The sequence below is a fragment of the Leptolyngbya sp. BL0902 genome (genome assembly GCF_016403105.1).
Taxonomy (GTDB): Bacteria; Cyanobacteriota; Cyanobacteriia; order Phormidesmidales; family Phormidesmidaceae; genus Nodosilinea.
This window is the reverse complement of sequence record NZ_CP046155.1, coordinates 2,196,220-2,214,457: the sequence shown is the minus strand read 5'-3', so window position 1 is coordinate 2,214,457 and position 18,238 is coordinate 2,196,220. Positions and strand designations below refer to the sequence as shown.

At 59.4% G+C, this 18,238-nt stretch carries 13 protein-coding genes; 6 read left to right on the top strand and 7 right to left on the bottom strand.

What is annotated here, in order from left to right; all coding sequences use genetic code 11:
• The first annotated feature begins 27 nt into the window (after positions 1-27).
• Positions 28-2,532, top strand: a complete 2,505-nt coding sequence (gene selD, locus GFS31_RS09865) for a selenide, water dikinase SelD (protein ID WP_198804682.1) — start codon at positions 28-30, stop codon at positions 2,530-2,532.
• Positions 2,533-2,599: 67 nt separating this feature from the next.
• Here selD and GFS31_RS09860 read toward each other — a convergent pair whose 3' ends face one another.
• The 5 genes from GFS31_RS09860 to GFS31_RS09840 all read right to left on the bottom strand — a co-directional run bounded on the left by GFS31_RS09860 (position 2,600) and on the right by GFS31_RS09840 (position 11,357).
• Positions 2,600-4,189: a glucose-6-phosphate isomerase gene (locus GFS31_RS09860; RefSeq protein WP_198804681.1), complete on the bottom strand. Its 1,590-nt coding sequence runs from the start codon at positions 4,187-4,189 to the stop codon at positions 2,600-2,602.
• Between the two features lie 112 nt (positions 4,190-4,301).
• The gene (locus GFS31_RS09855; protein ID WP_198804680.1) at positions 4,302-4,676 is read right to left on the bottom strand and encodes a cyclic nucleotide-binding domain-containing protein; all 375 of its coding nucleotides are present in this window, start codon (positions 4,674-4,676) and stop codon (positions 4,302-4,304) included.
• Between the two features lie 213 nt (positions 4,677-4,889).
• A complete protein-coding gene (locus GFS31_RS09850; RefSeq protein WP_198804679.1) occupies positions 4,890-5,357 on the bottom strand; it encodes a hypothetical protein in 468 nt (155 codons plus the stop codon).
• Positions 5,358-5,508: 151 nt separating this feature from the next.
• Positions 5,509-9,141, bottom strand: coding sequence for an EAL domain-containing protein (locus tag GFS31_RS09845; protein WP_225907362.1), 3,633 nt, complete (start codon positions 9,139-9,141; stop codon positions 5,509-5,511).
• A 284-nt stretch (positions 9,142-9,425) separates the two neighbouring features.
• On the bottom strand, positions 9,426-11,357 hold the full coding sequence (locus GFS31_RS09840) for a sensor histidine kinase (RefSeq protein WP_198804678.1): 1,932 nt from the start codon (positions 11,355-11,357) through the stop codon (positions 9,426-9,428).
• A gap of 283 nt (positions 11,358-11,640) precedes the next feature.
• Here GFS31_RS09840 and GFS31_RS09835 point away from each other — a divergent pair, with 283 nt between their 5' ends.
• The 3 genes from GFS31_RS09835 to kaiC all read left to right on the top strand — a co-directional run bounded on the left by GFS31_RS09835 (position 11,641) and on the right by kaiC (position 14,670).
• Positions 11,641-12,492: a circadian clock protein KaiA gene (locus GFS31_RS09835; protein WP_198804677.1), complete on the top strand. Its 852-nt coding sequence runs from the start codon at positions 11,641-11,643 to the stop codon at positions 12,490-12,492.
• Between the two features lie 174 nt (positions 12,493-12,666).
• Positions 12,667-12,981, top strand: a complete 315-nt coding sequence (gene kaiB / locus GFS31_RS09830) for a circadian clock protein KaiB (protein WP_198804676.1) — start codon at positions 12,667-12,669, stop codon at positions 12,979-12,981.
• Between the two features lie 132 nt (positions 12,982-13,113).
• Positions 13,114-14,670 (top strand): circadian clock protein KaiC, encoded by a 1,557-nt coding sequence (gene kaiC / locus GFS31_RS09825; protein ID WP_198804675.1) that lies wholly within the window; start codon positions 13,114-13,116, stop codon positions 14,668-14,670.
• A gap of 48 nt (positions 14,671-14,718) precedes the next feature.
• Here the strand turns inward: kaiC and GFS31_RS09820 are convergent, their stop codons facing one another.
• Positions 14,719-15,363, bottom strand: coding sequence for a DUF456 domain-containing protein (locus GFS31_RS09820; protein WP_263974822.1), 645 nt, complete (start codon positions 15,361-15,363; stop codon positions 14,719-14,721).
• 54 nt (positions 15,364-15,417) lie between these two features.
• Between GFS31_RS09820 and GFS31_RS09815 the strand changes: the two genes are divergently transcribed.
• On the top strand, positions 15,418-16,002 hold the full coding sequence (locus tag GFS31_RS09815) for a Tfp pilus assembly protein FimT/FimU (RefSeq protein ID WP_198804674.1): 585 nt from the start codon (positions 15,418-15,420) through the stop codon (positions 16,000-16,002).
• A 226-nt stretch (positions 16,003-16,228) separates the two neighbouring features.
• On the opposite strand, the gene GFS31_RS09810 is transcribed toward GFS31_RS09815, so the two are convergent.
• On the bottom strand, positions 16,229-16,783 hold the full coding sequence (locus GFS31_RS09810; RefSeq protein WP_198804673.1) for an HD domain-containing protein: 555 nt from the start codon (positions 16,781-16,783) through the stop codon (positions 16,229-16,231).
• Between the two features lie 371 nt (positions 16,784-17,154).
• On the opposite strand from GFS31_RS09810, the gene GFS31_RS09805 reads away from it, so the two are divergent.
• A complete protein-coding gene (locus GFS31_RS09805) occupies positions 17,155-18,198 on the top strand; it encodes a hypothetical protein (protein ID WP_225907361.1) in 1,044 nt (347 codons plus the stop codon).
• The last annotated feature ends 40 nt before the right edge of the window (positions 18,199-18,238 follow it).

Here is an 18,238-nt window from a genome sequence, read left to right as displayed (position 1 = left end):
CCTAGACCTGCTGGGGTAACGTCAGCCATGATGCCAGCTACGCCCCTTACCACCGACCTCGTGCTTCTGGGCGGCGGCCATAGCCACGCCCTAGTCTTGCGAAAGTGGGGCATGAATCCCCTCCCCGGCGTGCGGCTGACCCTGATTACCGACCTGGTAGACACCCCCTATTCCGGGATGCTGCCCAGCCATGTGGCCGGAGTGTATGACTTCGATGAAGCCCACATCGACCTGCGCCCCCTCACCCGGTTCGCGAACTGCCGCCTGGTGATGGATCGAGCCGTGGGGCTGGATTTGGCCAATCAGCGGGTGCTTTGCGCCCACCATCCCCCCATCGCCTTTGATGTGCTGTCCATCAACACAGGCAGCACCCCCGCCACCTTCACCGTCCCCGGTGCTTCAGACTACGCCATCCCCGCCAAACCTGTTCCCAAACTCCTCCACCAGTGGCAGGACTTTTTAGCGGAAATCCAGGCCCAGCCCGATCAGCCGCGCACCATTGCCATTGTCGGCGGCGGCGTAGGCGGCGTAGAACTCACCCTGAACATGGAGGCTCGGCTAACGACATTTCTGGAAAGCTTGTTGCCTGATTCCCTAGATGGCCCTCACCCTAAATCCCTCTCCCCCAGGGAGAGGGACTTTGACGATCCTTCCGACTCTCGACTCCCGACTCCCGACTCCCCTGATCTCCCACTCCCTAAATCCCTCTTCCCACAGGAAAAGGACGTTGAAAACTCTAGCTCCCCCTCTCCCCGTGGGAGAGGGGGCCGGGGGGTGAGGGCCACCCTTCACCTCTTCCATCGCGGATCTGAACTGGCGGAGGGCCGCAACCGCTGGACAAGACGCCGCATTCTGCAAATCTGCCAGGAGCGGGGCATTGAGGTACATCTGAAGGATGCCGTGACGGCCATCACCCTGGATGAGGCGACAGGACAAAGCATTGTCCACAGCGAGTCTGGATTAGCGGTGGGGTGTGATCGCGTTTTTTGGGTGACGAATGCCGCCGCCCCTAGCTGGCTCCAGGATTCCGGTCTGTCCCTAGACACTCAGGGCTTTATTCAAGTGGGCGACACCCTGCAAACCCTGTCCCATCCCAACATCTTTGCCGCTGGGGATGTGGCCACCATGGTCAACCATCCCCGCCCCAAGGCAGGCGTGTTTGCCGTGCGCCAAGGCCAGCCGCTCTACGAGAACCTGCGCCGATTCTTGCAAGGCCAACCCCTCCAACCCTTTCGGCCCCAGCAGAAATTTCTGAACCTCATCGACGTGGGCTATGGCAACACCATTGCCGCCCGTGGCCCTCTTGCCTGGGAATCTCCCCTCTGCCGCCGCTGGAAAGACCACATCGACCGCAAATTCATGGCCCTGTTCACCGACTTCCCGGCCATGACCTCCCCTCCCCAATCCCCCCCACTCCCGACGCCCCACTTCCGACTCCCGACGCCCCACTCCCCACTCCCGACTCCCCACTCCCCACTCCCCTGCTCCGGCTGCGGCTCCAAAATTGGCAGCACCGTCCTCTCCCAGGCTATCCGTCGTGTCCGACTGGATTTTCCTCACCTTGCCACCGCCCCAGAAGACCTGCTGATTGGCCTAGAATCCCCCGACGATGCTGCCGTGATGGCCGTCCCCCCCGGTCGGGTGATGGTGCACACGGTGGATTACTTCCCGGCGTTGGTGGACGATCCCTTCGTCTTTGCCCAAATTGCCCTCAAGCATGGCCTCAGCGACCTCGATGCCATGGGAGCCCAGCCCCACAGCGTACTAGCTATGGTGCAACTGCCCTATGCCACGCCGAAGCTCCAGACGGAAACCCTTTATCACCTGCTGTCCGGCATTTACACAGGGTTAGAGGTTACAGGCACCCCCCTCGTTGGTGGCCATACGATAGAAGGCCCAAACCTAGCCCTGGGCTTTGCCTGCAACGGGGTCGCGGATCCCGATCACCTCCTCCGCAAGGGCGGGATGGAGGCGGGCAATCGGCTGATTCTGACCCAAGCCCTGGGCACGGGCACCCTGTTTGCAGCGGACATGCAGAAACGGGCCAAGGGTCGCTGGATTGAGGCGGCAATTGAGGCCATGATCACCCCCAATCGCGCCGCCGCCGAGATTTTTCGGCAGCACCAAGCCACCGCTTGTACGGACGTGACGGGGTTTGGCCTAGCGGGGCATCTGCTGGAGATGGTCAATGCCTCAGCGGTTAGCACCACCGTTGATCTCGATGCCCTGCCCCTGTTGCCCGGTGCCCACGAAACCCTCGCCCAGGGAATCGTCAGTTCCCTACAAGCCCAGAATCTACAGGCCGCTCAGTCCATCGCCCACGCCGCCGACTACGCCCGCCACCCCTCCTATCCCCTGCTGTTTGATCCCCAAACCGCTGGAGGCTTGCTCGCCGCCGTACCCGCCGACCAAGCTAACGCCTGCCTAGAGCAGTTGCATCAGCAGGGCTACCCCGCCGCCGCCATCATTGGCACAGTGCATCCCCTAGACCAGACCAAAACGCCCCTCAGACTGACGTTCCATCAGCGTTAGGGGATGCATCAGCACACCTCAGTTTGGGGGGATTGGTACTCAGGGGCGAGGTGGCAGGGAACTGAGGCTAGGCAATGGCGGCGATTTTGATCACATCGGGATAGCCTGGATTACCGTGGATGACCACCTGGCGCTGGTTGGAGTGGAGGTGGCGAACGAGGGCGTAGATGGTTTCAATGTCATCGGGATAACCAGCGTTTTCAGCCAGTTCCTTCAGGCTGAGGGGGGTCTCGCTTTGGCGCAGGGTGTCCACAATAGCCGTCTGCACTTTTAATACCTCAGCGGCGGCTTTTTTCCCGGCCTCTACCCCCGGCTGGTGGTAGGCGTTGATATTCACCAGGGAGGCATAGAGCCCCACGGCCCGCTCGTAGAGAGCGATGAGTGCCCCGACGGTGTGGGCATTCACTTCGGGAATGGTGATGGTGATGGATTCGCGGGCGTTGTCGTAGAGGGCTTTGCGGGTGCCCTGCAAAAAGCCAAACAGATAATCGCCGGAGGTGATGCCCGGTTCTAGCTCGATGGATTCTCCAGCCCGATCCTTCATCACCTCAATGAAGGTGACAAAGAAGCTGGGCAGACCGTCCCGAAGCTGCTGCACGTAGGCGTGTTGGTCTGTGGAACCCTTGTTGCCGTAGACGGCGATGCCCTGATAGACCACGTTGCCGTCGAGGTCTTTTTCTTTGCCGAGGGACTCCATCACGAGCTGCTGGAGGTAGCGGCTGAACAGCAGCAGGCTGTCTTTGTAGGGCAATACCACCATGTCCTTATCGCCCCTGCCGTTGCCCGCGTAATACCAGGCGAGGGCAATCAGGGCGGCGGGGTTGCGGCGCAGGTCGGGCACGCGGGTGGCGATGTCCATTTCCTTGGCCCCACCCAGGATGGATCGAATGCTGATGTTTTGCAGGGCCGCAGGCAGCAGACCCACAGCGGACAGTTCCGAGGTACGGCCCCCGACCCAATCGCGCATGGGGAAGGTGGCCAGCCAGCCCTCTTGGATAGCCTGGTTTTCCAGGAGGCTCCCCCGCCCGGTGACGGCCACCGCCTGCTTGGGGAAATCTAGCCCCTTGGCAGCAAACTTATTCATCACCTCCAACATACCGTTGCGGGTTTCGGGGGTGCCGCCGGATTTGGAGGTGACGATGACTAGCGTGGTGGGCAGCACGTCCTCCAGCTTGGCGAGGGTGCGGTCAATGCCTTCGGGATCGGTGTTGTCAATAAAGTGAATCTTGAGGGGCGGGAAATCTGGCCCTAGGGCTTGGGCTACAAACTGTGGCCCCAAGGCTGACCCGCCAATGCCGATGGACAGGACATCGGTAAAGTGCTCTTGCCCTGGTGGGCAAATCCCCCCGGTGCGTACCTGGCTGGCAAACTGCTCAATGTGAAACAGGGTGTCTAGAATGTCTTGCTTGAGTTCTGGGGTGGGGGCAAGATCAGCATTCCGCAGCCAGTAGTGGCCCACCATGCGGTTTTCGTCGGGGTTGGCGATGGCTCCGGCCTCCAGGGCCGCCATGTCCTCAAAGGCTTTAGCAAAACGGGGCTGCATCTTGGCCACAAAGGCATCGTCAAACCCCATGCGACTGACGTCGAGGTAAAAGCCCAGTCGCTCGTGATAGTAGAGCCAGTCCTTGTAGCGTTGCCAAAGAGCCGCTGCCGTCATGCGCTTAGTCCTCGTACGAACCCAATGCTCTATTAGTGTACTGAAGGGGTGCTCTTTCGTTTTGAGGAATTTCGGCTGAATCGTGAGATAACACTGCCTTTCTCCCAAAATCCTAGGCGAGATTGGCCTTGGCACTCCGCAGCCGGGTAGACATACTGCGAATCACCTCTAGGGCAAAGAGGGGGGTTTCTTGCACCAAAAACTTGAAGTGAGTTTGATCCACAGCGGCGAGTTTACAGTCGGTTTTGGCCACGGCAGTTGAGGCCCGTAGGGGCGGATCCTGCACCAGGGCTCCTTCCCCGAACACGTCTCCGGCTTGAATGGTCTCAAAGACCTTGCCGTTTACCAGCATGTCTACCTCGCCCTCAATCACGCCATACATCACTTGGCCAACAGCGCCAATCTCAAAAATGACGTCCCCTGCTCTATAGACCTGCACATCGGGAGCCTTCGCAAACAGCGCAATAGCGTGGGCCGGATTCAGCATGGCAGCGCCTCTCAACAATGGATGAATAGTACAAACAGAAGCCTATGCCAGCCATTCTATAGCGCCCTTTGCCCTGCCGGGTTAACGCCACTTTAAGCCCCGGCCTCCGGCGCAGCCCAACCTGGGGAGCGCCGCCGTTTTCCCTGCCGCTGGGTGTCTTGCAGAGGCGTATGCCCTAGGGCGAACCCACTCCTAGGCATGATTTGATACAACTTAAATGCCAGTATCAAGGGCTTCAATGAGTTTTTCGAGGTAGAGGATTACCGTGTTGGACTGATCTCCAGGCATGGTGGTACGCACCTCTTCCTTCAGCAGCTTGTAGGCGACAACGCAGGCATCCTGACGATGGAAGGCGCGGAGGATGTTCTGCATCCACACCAGGTACTCTTCCATGAAGCCGTCTTCATCCCGCAGCAGCAAGCCCTTGGCGATGTACTCCAGGGTATACATCATGTCCCGCTGGCACTGGGCTCCGTGCTCTTGCACCACCTGCCGATGGGGGGTTTGAATCAGCCGCCGCAGCGCATTGATCACCAATTCTTTGCTGTGCTCTTTGATGTATAGGTAGGCGGCGATGCGAGTTTGAAAGGCCTCGGCTAGTTCGTCGAAGGAGCGCAGTTCTTGGTCGTTCAGGTAGCGACCATCGGATTTTTGGATAGCCTCTAGGAGTGCGTTATTCATGGAATGTTATAGGGCGCGTTCGCAACCCTGGCCTCTACACCCCTTAATCTTCCCAAGGGAAGTCGTGTAACTTGTGATACCTCAATAATTCTTCACTGAGAGAAGAGTAAGGCTATCCACAGCAGGGGAGGGCCAAAGGCCAGAATCCAGGCTAGGAGGCCGATGGCAGGCGAGACAGGGGTGATGCAGGCTGGAGATAATCGTAACGATGGGTTAAGTAGTGGGCGGCGGTGGCGGCGGGGAGCGGTTTGCCCAAGAGGTAGCCCTGCATGACGTAGCAGTGGTAGCGACGGAGATAGGTCATTTGCTCTAGGGTTTCGACCCCTTCTGCCACCACACTCAGCCCCAGCCCTTGGGCCATGGCGGTGATGGCCTGCACCATGGCTTGGTCGGCGGCGTTGGTGGGCAAATCCTTCACAAAGGCCCGGTCAATTTTGAGGCCCGTGAGGGGAATTTGCTTGAGGTAGCTGAGGCAGGAGTATCCGGTACCAAAGTCGTCCATGGAGATGCGAACCCCCAGGCGTTGCAGGGCCAGCAATCGCCGAATTGAAGCTTCGACGTCTTTCATGGCGGTGGTCTCGGTAATTTCTAGCTCTAGATCCTGGGGGGGGAGCCCCGTGTCCTTCAGCACTGAGGCCACAACGGCAACGAGGTCGGGGTGCTGAAGCTGGCGGGCCGATAGGTTGACAGCTATCCGAATGGGGCACCCTATCTGCCGCTGCCAAGCCATGGCCTGGGCGCAGGCGCTTCGCAATACCCACTCCCCAATGGGAATAATCAGCCCGGTCTCCTCTGCCAGGGGAATGAAGGCTGGTGGGCTGACGAGGCCCAGTTGGGGATGGTGCCAGCGCAGTAAGGCTTCCATTTGCACCACATTGCCTGTCGCTAGATCGACCTGGGGCTGGTAGTGAAGCAGCAGTTCTTGGCGAGACAGGGCATGGTGCAGGTAGCTTTCGAGCTGAAGCCGCTGACTCACTTCGGTGCTGAGGGATTGGGTGTAGAACTGATAGGTGTTGCGGCCCTGTTCCTTGGCGCGATACATGGCGGCATCGGCGTTTTGCAGCAGCACGCTCATTTCGTCGCCATCGTGGGGATAGAGGGCGATGCCGATGCTGGTGGTGACATAGAGCTCGTGGCCATCGAGCAAGAAGGGCTCAGTGAGCTGATGGGCGATCCGCTGGGCCACCTTAGCGCAGTCTTCGGCGCTGGAAATATTGGGCAAAATTAGGGTGAATTCATCCCCACCCCAGCGAGACACAATATCCCCCGCCCGCAGGGTTTTGGCGATGCGCTGGGTGACTTGCTGCAACAATAAATCCCCCACGGCGTGGCTGAGGGTGTCGTTGATGGTTTTGAACCGATCCAGGTCGAGGAACACCACCGCCAGCATTTGGTCGCTGTTGCGGGCCTGGTTCAGGGCTTCGGGCAGGTGTTGGTTGAAAAACGTGCGGTTGGGCAGGCCCGTGAGGGTATCGTGGTAGGCCTGGTGGTACATTTCCTGCTCGGTTTGCTGGCGCTTCAGCAAGCCCCCCAAACTCGCTGCCACGGTGACGAGGATGGACTCATCGCTGGTGCTCCATTCCCATTCCTCGCGGCAGGCATCAAAGCCAATGTAGCCCCATAGGTCTTGGTCGATGAAGATCGGCACCATCAAAATCGAGAGAATGTCATCCCGATACAGCAGGGTCTGCTCCTGGGCGGGGAAGTGGCGCACCAAACCGGCGATGGGCCGATTGGCTGCAAACGCCTCGTACCAGCGCTGCACCCCTAGGGTTTCGTAGGCCTGGTCCTGCCAGTGGGGCTGGGTGATGGTGGGGGCAATGCCTGGTCGGGTCCATTCGTAGCGCATACTCATGGCCACGGCCCCGGTTTGGGAGTGGGGATGGTGCTCGTAGATGTAGGCCCGGTCGGTATTGGCCGATTCTCCCAAAATGGCCAACACCTCCGGGATGACCGCATCAATGTGGGCCGCCGCCAACAGCCGATGACTGGCCTGGGCCACCCCCTGCAAGAGCTGGTCTCGCCGCAGAAGTTCAGCTTCACCCCGTTTGCGCTCGGAGATGTCCTCGACCGTGCCCTCGTAGCCCATGATGCTGCCTTGGTCGTCATAGATGGCCCGGGCCGATTCGGAAATCCAGATGATGCGGCCATCCTTTCGGTAGACCTCCGACTCAAACCCAATGACCGCCCCGGTGCGATCAATGGCATTGATGAACTCCTGCCGCCGATGGGCATGGACGTAGAGCTGGTGATCAATGTCGGTGAGGCGATCCATCAGCTCCTCCACCGAATCGTAGCCATAGATCTTCGCCAGCATGGGGTTAGCGGTTAGGTAGTGGCCGTCGGGCGTAGTTTGAAAGATTCCCTCAACGGCATTTTCAAACATGCTTCGATACTTGGCCTCCGCTGCTCGCAGGGCCTGTTCTGACTGTTGCCGCTCTAGGGCTAGGGCCATATCCGCCGTCACCACCTGAAGCAAGTCCACCTCGGCTTGGCCCCAGGTTTGGGCGGTCACGCACTGACTAAAACCCATCACTCCCTGTAACTGCCCTTGGATGATCAACGGCAGCAGCAGCAAGGACTTAACGTTGCTGGGCGGCAGCGAGAGGGCCTGGTACTGAAGCTCCGAAAACTGATCCTGGGTGAGGTTTAGGCATTGGCCCTGGGCTAGGGGGGGATACCAGTCCTCAAACAGCGGCACCAGAGGCATCACTTGGTAGGCCGGGAGATCCGACGTCGCCGGAATCCCAGGGGCTGACCATTCAAACCGCTGGCGCAGTCGCAACGTCGCCGTCTCGTCTTGGAACAGTTCGTAGTAGTACACGCGGCTGGCCTTGGAGACCTCCCCCAGGGTGGCAAATACCCGTCTCAGGTTGGGATCGGCCCAGTCCCACTGCCAACTGAGCAACTGGTGTTGCAGCGCCGACACGGTAGACAGGTAGGATTCGCGGAGCTTGAGCGCCTGGTGGGCTAGGACTTGATCGGTCATATCGGCAAAAATGGCCAGGATGCCAATCACGTCACCCTGGTCGTTGTGCATGGGCAGACGGCTACAGTCGATCCAGCGCTGCTGGCCATCGGCATAGTATTGGGGCTCTAGGGAATGGAGATCGGGCTGGTTGTGATCCATCACCAGGCGGTCGCGGGCCTGGTAGTAGGCGGCCTCCTCGGCGCTGACTAACGTTAGGTCGGCGTCCGTTTTGCCAACGACCTCCTGGGGATCCGCCACCCCCATTGCCGCCGCAAAGGCCCGATTGCAGCCCAGATAACGACTCTGGCGATCCTTCCAAAAGACGGGCTGGGGGATGCTGTCTAGCACCAGATGCAGCAAGGACTCCCGCGACCGCAGGGTCTGCTCGATGGTGCGGAGGGCGGCCTCTGACTGCTTGAGGGGGGTAATGTCGGTAATGAAGCCCTCCAGGCGAACCACTTGGCCCGTTTGATCGAGCACCGCGATGCCCTTCTCCCACACCCATTTTTCGCCTCCGCTGCGGGGCAGCAGGCGATACTCCACTTCGTAGGTTTGGTGGGTCGCCAGGTCGCTCCGAATGGTCTCCATCACGCGGGGTAAATCCTCAGGGTGGGTGATGCGATTGTAGGTAAGGTCATTATCTGTTCCCAGGAGTTCCTCCGCTGAATAGCCCGTCAGCCGCTGACAGCCTGCACTGAGATAGCGCATGGACCAGTCATGGTCATTGACGGATTGGAAGACAATCCCAGGCAAGCTGTCAATCAACCGTTGGTAGGCGGTAGGTTGACACTGGAAGTCGCGATCATTACTCACAGAATCTTGGTGCGAAACTGCCAAACTAAAGTGCCAAGCAAAATGACCGAGCGGAACGGCCAACCTAGCCAGACGACTCAACGACAGCGTTAACAAGGCACTTTTCAGCCCTGCCAACGCCAGATCCAGAGATCACAACGGCCCTAGTTGGGAGGTCCCTAAACTGCGAACCGAGCAGAGGCTAGGGGACTGGGAATCGTTGGGGCATGGTTCTCAGATCGCCGCTGTTGATGGAATTTATGGGGCTAGTTTTCGTTAAATATTGTTGCTTTTAGTATCCTATCTTACCCTTGGGTAGTCTCAAGCATCTGTATCAGATGTACCAGGTCTTCCGGCGTAGAGGGCGCTAGAATCTGGGCCCCATCCACCACCACTAACCCAGCCGGAACAGGGCCAGTCAGGGCTGAGAGGGTGATCCAGGGCCGCTCCATCAGCTCTGGGCATTGCACCACCCAGTCCCAGTCTTCGGTGGTGAAGCCCTCGCCGCCCGTCAGCACAATGGCCTGGGGCTGCCACACCCGGCAGAGTAGTCTGGCCTGCACCAGGTCATCGGCCTGCACCAAACGGCAGCGCTGTCGTTGCAGGGTAGCCTGCCAGTCGGTGTCGAGGGTGCCCGGTTCGCGGGAAGATCGACCTCGGTAGGCCAAGATCAGCAGGGTGGGTGGACTGGGGGTAGGGGTGGCTGGGAGAGGCGGCGGGACTATCTCCCGGACGGGGGATGGTCTGGACAGGGTCGCTAGGGCTAAGGCCAGGGAATCGGCACTGTTCACCATCACCAGCGAATCAGGGCGGGGCATCATCTGGGCCAAAATGGCCAGGGGGTTCGGCGGCAAATCTACCAGGGATGGCTGATCTAGCAACACTAGGGATGGGGTGAGCCGCTGAGCTAAGTCCATGGCCTCCTCCCATCCGGTAGCCAGCAGCAGCCGAATGGTTTGGTCGGTGCGGTATTCCTGGAGGGCCCTGACTTGGTTGCCATTGGTGCTGACCAACAAGACAAGGTGTTCCAGTCCGGTATCGCCCCCTGCCCTTGCCTCGGCCTGGGATCGATCCGGGGGGAACAGGAGGGTAATGTGGTAGCCATCGAGGGGAGAGCAGAACCCCACCAGGTCGCCGCCCTGCTGCTGGCAAAGGCGACGGGCCAGGGCCAACCCCAACGTCTCTAAACTATCTACCTCGACCCCCAGGGTGACAGTCCAGGGGATGGATGCCGGAACGTCGGCATCCGGGGCCTCTGCTCGGATCGTTAGCCCAACCCAGGAACCCCAAGGCTCTAGGGTGAGGGTTTGAGGGGTAGCCCCCCGGTGGAGGAGATAGCCCAAAACGCCGTACAGACTTTGCTGAACCCGTCGCTGGTCGGCCTTGAGGGCAGGCAGGTGGGCGGGCAGAGAGCAGCTAAAGGTAGCCATCCAGGGCGGAGGGGCAACGGCATCGGGCAGCCAACTGGTGAGAAATGTAGGCAGCAGGGTTTCCGTTAAGGCTCGCAGGTCTAGGGTCTCCGTCTCAAGGTCAATTTGCCCTGCCTCCAGGCGCATCCAGTCCACCAGTTGATTCACAAGGCGGATCAGCTTGCGAATGGCCCGCCGCATCAAGGTGGCATAGCGGGCCTGACGGTCGTTGAGGGGGCCAACCCGATGATCTAACAGCAGGGTAGACAGCCCCAATAGGGACGTGAGGGGGTTTTTGAGGGCATGGCCAATGGCCATGACCCACTGCTGCTCTTGATCTGAGGCGGCCCGTAGCCGACGGTGATCGACAGCCCGCCCCGCCGACAGCCCATACCCCTGATCAACCAAGGCGAGCCGATTCACGGTGCCTCGATAGGTGCCCTCGGCGTCCACTCCCACCCAGCAGGAGGCAGACAGAGCCATTTGCGCCCGCCCCAGGTCGTTAGGATCGGTATCGGCGAGGATAGCGGTCACGGGTTCTAGGTGGGCCAAACAAGCCTGAAGATCCACGGCGGCGGGATCTTCCCCTTGCTGGCGCACCCACAACCAGCCCAAGGCCAAAGCTCCCTGGGGGCGCTGATGATTGTCTACCACAATGATGTGGCTAGGCCATGGGGATCCTCCCCGCTGGGCCAGATCGGCCACCACCTGGGCGAGGGTGGCGGTGGGTGGATAGCTGGGTACCGCCATCAGCCAAGGCCACAGCCCCAAAGCTGGAGGTTCTGGGCTAGGGGGTGAAGACGGCTGGGACGAAGACGACGACGCCATTCTCAGCCTGCCCTATGGGTGAAGACGGTGGGAGCATGGCCCACCTTGATGGTGATGGGGCTAGCCATGGGCCTGATCACGATTCTATTGGCGAGGTTGTAAATTGCAATAATCAGGCAACATCCTGGCAACCAGCCTTTACAATTAAGAAATATCAACATTTGTGACCTGGCCGGGCTCTAAGATAACGTTCTGACAGCCACTCAATCCTGGGCTTATCATCCCAGGCTAGCATTGGCGGCTGGCGTTCACGGTTTAGCGTTCTTTTAGCAGATTAGCTACTTTGGTTGCACCCTTACAGATCTATATCCTTGCTCGGTCTCGGGAGTCGCTGGCTGAGGCGGGGCAGCTTTTATCGCCCGACCGATTTGTGGTGTGCTTGGGCACCACCGTGGAGGAGAGTCTGGTGCAGTTGCGAGATCGAGGCGCTCAAATTGACTGCCTCGTCACCGAAGATGCCCTGCTGAAACCCTGGCTGCCCGCCTTGGCCGAGGCGGGCATTTTGCTGCCCGTAGTGGTGGTTGCTTCAGCGGCGGATCCCTCCGACCATAGCTTGACCCACCAGCCCTGGGCCGAGGTCTACCACAGTGCCGTTGTGGTTCTGTCCAGCGACCACCTCGGCCAACTGGAAGCCGCCATCACCCGCGCCATTCAGCAGTTTTTGGCATTGCCCGCCAGCCCTGTCCTACCGCCTATTGCGGCGGCGGCAGCTATTCCCGAACTGCTGAGTGCCCAGCAGGGGCGTCTCACCGACAAGCTCAAGGCCCGCCTGGGCTACCTTGGCGTTTACTACAAGCGTAATCCCGAATACTTCCTCCGCAATATGAGTCAGGTTGACCGTGACGCGCTTCTCAACCAGCTCAAAATTGACTACCGCAAGATTGTGCTGGGTTATTTTTCCAACGACGCCAACCTCAATCCCAACATTGATGCCTTTGTGAATCAAGCCTTCATGGCGGATGTTTCGGTATCGCTGATTGTGGAAATGCACATGGATTTGATGGATGAGTTCTCCAAGCAGCTTAAGCTGGAGGGGCGCAGTGAGGAAATTTTGCTGGATTACCGTCTCACCCTGATTGATGTGATCGCCCACCTCTGTGAAATGTATCGCCGCTCTATTCCTAGAGAGCCCTAGCCTATCCACCCGCTGAGGCCACAACCATCCTCTTTGTAGTCAAAAACGGGGTCAGTAAATCCACGGACAGTGGTTCTGCGGGAGTTGGATAAGGGCGAGTTCAGTTCAGCCGATATAATCAATGGCGTCCCTAATCTAGGTTTCCCTAGTTCTTCCTTTGCAGAGCATAAGCCCATGAGTGCCGTCAAAAAAACCTACATCCTGAAGCTCTATGTGGCGGGTAATACGCCCAATTCGATTCGGGCGCTCAAAACCCTCAACAACATTCTCGAACAAGAGTTTCAGGGGGTCTATGCCCTCAAGGTGATTGATGTGCTGAAAAATCCCCAGCTGGCGGAGGAGGATAAGATCCTCGCCACCCCCACCCTCTCAAAGATTTTGCCGCCCCCGGTGCGGAAAATTATCGGCGATCTCTCCGACCGAGAACGGGTGCTGATTGGCCTCGATCTTCTCTACGATGAACTCCGTGAGGATGATATCTACAACTAACCGACCATGACCTTGTCGCTGAGCCGCAACTCAGCCCCTGTGAGTCAGATCTAGCCCATCGGATCACGGTATGCTAATGGCTCACCCCTGATGGCCTTGCCTCTTCCTTCCTGTTTGCCCTAAGCCCTTCCCATGACTGACAACGCCCAACCCGATCTGCCCTCCTCTACCCTGCCCTTGGGGGTTCGCAAAACCCGCACCATGATCGAGGGCTTTGACGACATCAGCCATGGCGGCATTCCCATGGGTCGTTCTACCTTGGTCAGCGGCACCTCCGGGACGGGGAAGACGCTGTTTGCGGTGCAGTTTATCTACAACGGCATCACCGAATTTGACGAGCCCGGTGTGTTTGTCACCTTCGAGGAATCGCCGGAGGACATCATTCAAAACGCCTACAGCTTTGGCTGGAATCTGCAAAAGCTGGTGGACGAGGGCAAGCTGTTCATCCTCGATGCCTCCCCCGACCCGGAAGGTCAGGATGTGGTGGGCAACTTTGACCTGTCGGCCCTAATCGAGCGGATCCAGTACGCCATCCGCAAATACAAGGCCAAGCGCGTCTCCATCGACTCGGTGACGGCGGTGTTTCAGCAGTACGATGCCGCCTCCGTGGTGCGGCGAGAAATCTTTCGCCTGGTGGCCCGCCTTAAGCTGATGGGCGTGACCACGGTAATGACCACCGAACGCCTGGACGAATACGGCCCCGTCGCCCGCTTTGGGGTGGAAGAATTTGTTTCCGACAACGTGGTGATCGTCCGCAACGCCCTGGAAGGGGAACGCCGCCGCCGCACCATGGAAATCCTCAAGCTTCGCGGCACCACCCACATGAAGGGGGAATATCCCTTCACCATCACCAACGACGGCGTTAACATTTTCCCCTTGGGAGCGATGCGATTGACCCAGCGATCCTCCAATGCCAGGGTGTCCTCCGGCGTGCCCACCCTCGACGAAATGTGCGGCGGCGGCTTTTTCAAGGATTCCATCATTTTGGCTACCGGGGCCACGGGTACGGGCAAAACCCTGCTGGTCAGCAAGTTCCTCGTCGATGGCTGCAAGGCCGGAGAACGGGCCATCCTGTTTGCCTACGAAGAATCCCGCGCCCAGCTCTCCCGCAACGCCTACTCCTGGGGCATCGACTTTGAGGCCATGGAGCAGCAGGGCCTCCTCAAAATCATCTGCGCCTACCCCGAATCCGCTGGCCTGGAAGATCACCTACAAATCATCAAGACCGAGATTTCCCAGTTCAAGCCCGCCCGCATGGCGATTGACTCCCTTTCAGCCCTGGATCGCGGCGTCAGCAACAACTCCTTCCGCCAGTTTGTGATTGGCGTCACGGGCTTTGCCAAGCAGGAGGAAATCACCGGATTCTTCACCAACACCACCGAGCAGTTCATGGGGCTGCACTCCATCACCGAGTCCCACATTTCCACCATCACCGACACGATTTTGATGCTGCAATACGTGGAGGTACGCGGCGAAATGTCTCGCGCCATCAACGTTTTCAAAATGCGCGGTTCCTGGCACGACAAGGGCATTCGGGAATACACCATCAGCAGCCACGGCCCGGAAATTAAAGACTCCTTCCGCAACCTGGAGCGGATTATCAGCGGTTCTCCCACCCGCATTGCCGTGGACGAAAAGAGCGAACTGTCCCGCATCGTCCAGGGTGTCCAAAGCGACGCTATGGAGTAGCCGCTGCCGATTTCTGCTTAGGAATAGGAACGGAAGTTTAGGGAGAGCTTACATCAGCGCCCAAACGCCTTGCCAGGTCGTCGCCACAAACACGACAAAAGCTATCAGCGCCAATACTCCCTGGAGCACATTGCCCACCAGTGTGCCCACCACAATGGCTATCCCTACTTTGCCGGACTGGATCATGCGTTGACCCAGCGCCAGCTCGCGGCGGTACAGAAATTCGCCAATAAAAGCCCCTAACACCGTGCCCAGCAGCAGACCCAGCAGCGGAATGCCCGTGGGCAACAGGGGCAGCAGCCCAAACAGCCCCAAAAACATCCCAATAAACGCCCCCACTTGGCCCCAAGTGCTTGCCCCTACCCGCTGCGCCCCCAGAACTCCAGCCAGGTAGTCAATCAGGACGCTCAGCACGGTGGCAACTATCGTTACCCCCAAGGCCCATTTCAGGCTGCTAAAGCCCACCACAAAGCCCCACACAATCACGGCCCCCAGCACGAGGCTAATCCCTGGCAGGGCAGGCACCACCGCCCCCACAACCCCCACGACCATTACCAGCAGCAACAGCCCGTAGAGGGGAGCCACCCAGGCGGTTGGAGTGACCTGAGCAATGACGTTGCTGATGGGGAGAGACCCGAATGCGCCAAGAGATACGCCGATTGACTGAGGGGATGGCAAAGCAGGGGCAAACATAGCAGGGGCGGGCATCCTAGGCCAGTTAGGGGCGTCTACTTGTAAATGTACACCATGGCTTCATTTCCTTCCCGGCCACCTGGGGCTTCTGTCCAGGCAAGGCGTGTAGCATCCCAAAGACCTTTCCCCCAGGGGGGCTTCACCCTGCTGGAAAGCCTCATTGTAGTAACGCTGGTCGCCCTTGTGGTGGCCATTGCCCTCCCCAGTTGGTTGGGGTTTCTCGATCAGCGGCGCGTCAACATGACCCAATCCATGCTCTATCAGGCTTTGCGTCGCACCCAGTGGGATGCCTCCCAACTGCGCCAGCCCCAGCGCTTTAGCCTGCGGGAACGCAATGGCAGGCTGGAATGGGCGAGCCATCCCGACTCCATCGCCGCCGTTCGGGTCACGCAATGGATACCCCTGATTGAAGGCGTGGGCCTTGCAGGCGAAGATAATACGCTGCTTCAGAGTGGCGGCATTTACTACGTGAGATTTGACCATAAAGGCAACGTCAGATCTCAGCTAGGGCGCATCACTGTTGTTGGTGCTGGGGGCCGACGCAGCCATCGCTGTGTGGTGGTGTCCACCCTCCTTGGGGCCATGCGCCAAGGACAGGGGCAAGCCAGACCTAATTCTGATGGTCGTCATTGCTACTAAGAGCGGCACCCGATACGACGGCATCTGATACTCAATCCGGCTCGTTTGCCCTCGGTATCCTGAGCGGGTGAGGAGACATCGCCCCTAGCGTTGGCGGGGGTAGGAATCGGGGGTTCCTAACTCGGATTTGGTATGAGACGGCGGCACCCAAGGCGATGAAGGGGGGCGCTTGGCAAAGAAGGTGGCCTAAGGCCCCGCCGAATCCGACTGAAGCCCCAGATCAGCCCTAGGATCGACCTAGGGCCTGCCACCCCTGGGCCAGGGTTTGGTCGTAGAGAGCTTCGAGGGCGGGGTTTACACCTCGACATCCAGCCACCACTTGCTCTGTCCAGGCGAGGTATTCCTGGCGGCGTTCCAGGGGCCAAGTGGCCGGGGGCGAAACGGCAATATCCTGCACGTTGGAAATCTTGTCGGCCAGTTTAATCTGGCGGGCATGGTGAGACCGATGGGGCGCGTGTTCAATCTGTAGGCGTTTGCGCTCGGCCTTGGGCAAGCTTTTGTCGTCGGTCACTTCCTGCACCACTTGGCAGACTGCGAGGCCAAAGGCGGCTTCTAGCTCGGCGGGGGTGGTGGCGGTGTCTTCGAGGGTGTCGTGCAGCACGCCCCCCATCAGGGTGACGGGATCGGTAACGCCCCCCACGTTGGCCAGCAGGTTAGCCACCGTAATCAGGTGGTTGACGTAGGGAGACTGGGCCTCATCCTTGCGGCGTTGGTCTCGGTGTTTGAGGGCTGCGAACTGGAGGGCCTGGAGCACCAGGGCCGTGGTGGAATCGGTGGACATGGCGGCAGGACGGGGTAGGACAACTCCCGTATGATACTCGCCCTTTTCCGGGAACCGCCCGCAACTGTGCACTCTCCACCATTACCAACTGTGACACGACGCCCACGAACGGCCACACCCCTCAACCCGATGGGCTACGCTAGATATAGCGCCCCACAAGGCCCGCCTCCGCTTCCCTCACCTAGGTCTGACCGTTAATGGGAGGGCGCAAGATCCCAGGGGTAGCGCCATTTCCCCAGAGTTTGTTCACTGTTGGCCCTGGGGTTAGCTTTATACTAATTCACACCCCGCCATCGCCCCCTAGGGGGATCGCCGCATGGATGGGAAAAAATGTGGGAGAAAAAGACCCTGTGTTAAGCGCCAAGAACGGAATGACAGCATCAACCCCCTACTCATCGGAGACCATTCGGTCGGCCATGCAGGTGGAGGAGTTGGCTTTTGAGCTCCCGGATCCCAACGATGAGGGCATCTCGGACTACGAGTTCAACCGCCAGGTGGAAGCGGCTTGGCAGGTGTGCGACCGCTTTGACCTGCAAACGGATATTTGGCGGGGGCGCATTCTTCGCGCCGTGCGTGACCGGGAAAAGCAGGGCGGCGATGGCCGGGGTACGGGCTTCCTCAACTGGCTGAAGGAGCGCGAAATTACCAAAAGCTACGCCTATAACCTGATTGAACTGGCGGACAGCGCCGATCACCTCCTGGATTCGGGGATGCTGACCCCCAAGGATGTTAACCAGTTCAGCAAGCGGGCCTTTGTGGAAACCGCCAAAGCCGCCCCAGAGGTGCAGCAGTTGGTCAGCGATGTGGCCCGCAAAGGGGATCACGTTACCCGCCGCGAAGTGCGCCAAGTGGCCAACGAATGGGCGGCGATGACCTCGGATCTCATCCCCGAAACCCTGCGGGAAAAAGCCGCCAACAACACCATCCCCAGCCGCTACATTGCCCCCCTGGTGAAGGAGATGGAAAAGCTTCCCCCCGTCCACCAAACCACCCTCAAAACCGAAGTCGAACTCAACCCCGACCTGGATACCCTCAAGCAAGTTACCGCCGAAGCGCGTTATCTGTCGAAATACCTAGCCTCTGCTAACCAGGTACAGCTTCTAGAAATCGGCAACTTTGACCTAGAACTGGCCCTAGAGGAAGCCCTGCGAGTTGGGTGCCTCAACTCCGCCGCCGACATGGTGGCCCAGGCCGCCCTGATTGAGCAAACCGCCGCCAAACTCTATACCGCCTGGAAACGACTGAACCAACTCTCCGAGCGCGTCTATGTAGACAGCGGTGACAGTACCCCCAACCTCCGCGCCCTGCTCACCGCCCTCGGCCCCATCATCGGTGAGACCGTGCAGGTGCGCCTGGGGGAACTGAACAGCGCCACCGCCCAAACCATCCGCTGGCAACTGGTCGAGGAAGATTAAAGCGTCGGGTGAACACCGCCCACGGATAACCTCTTGATCC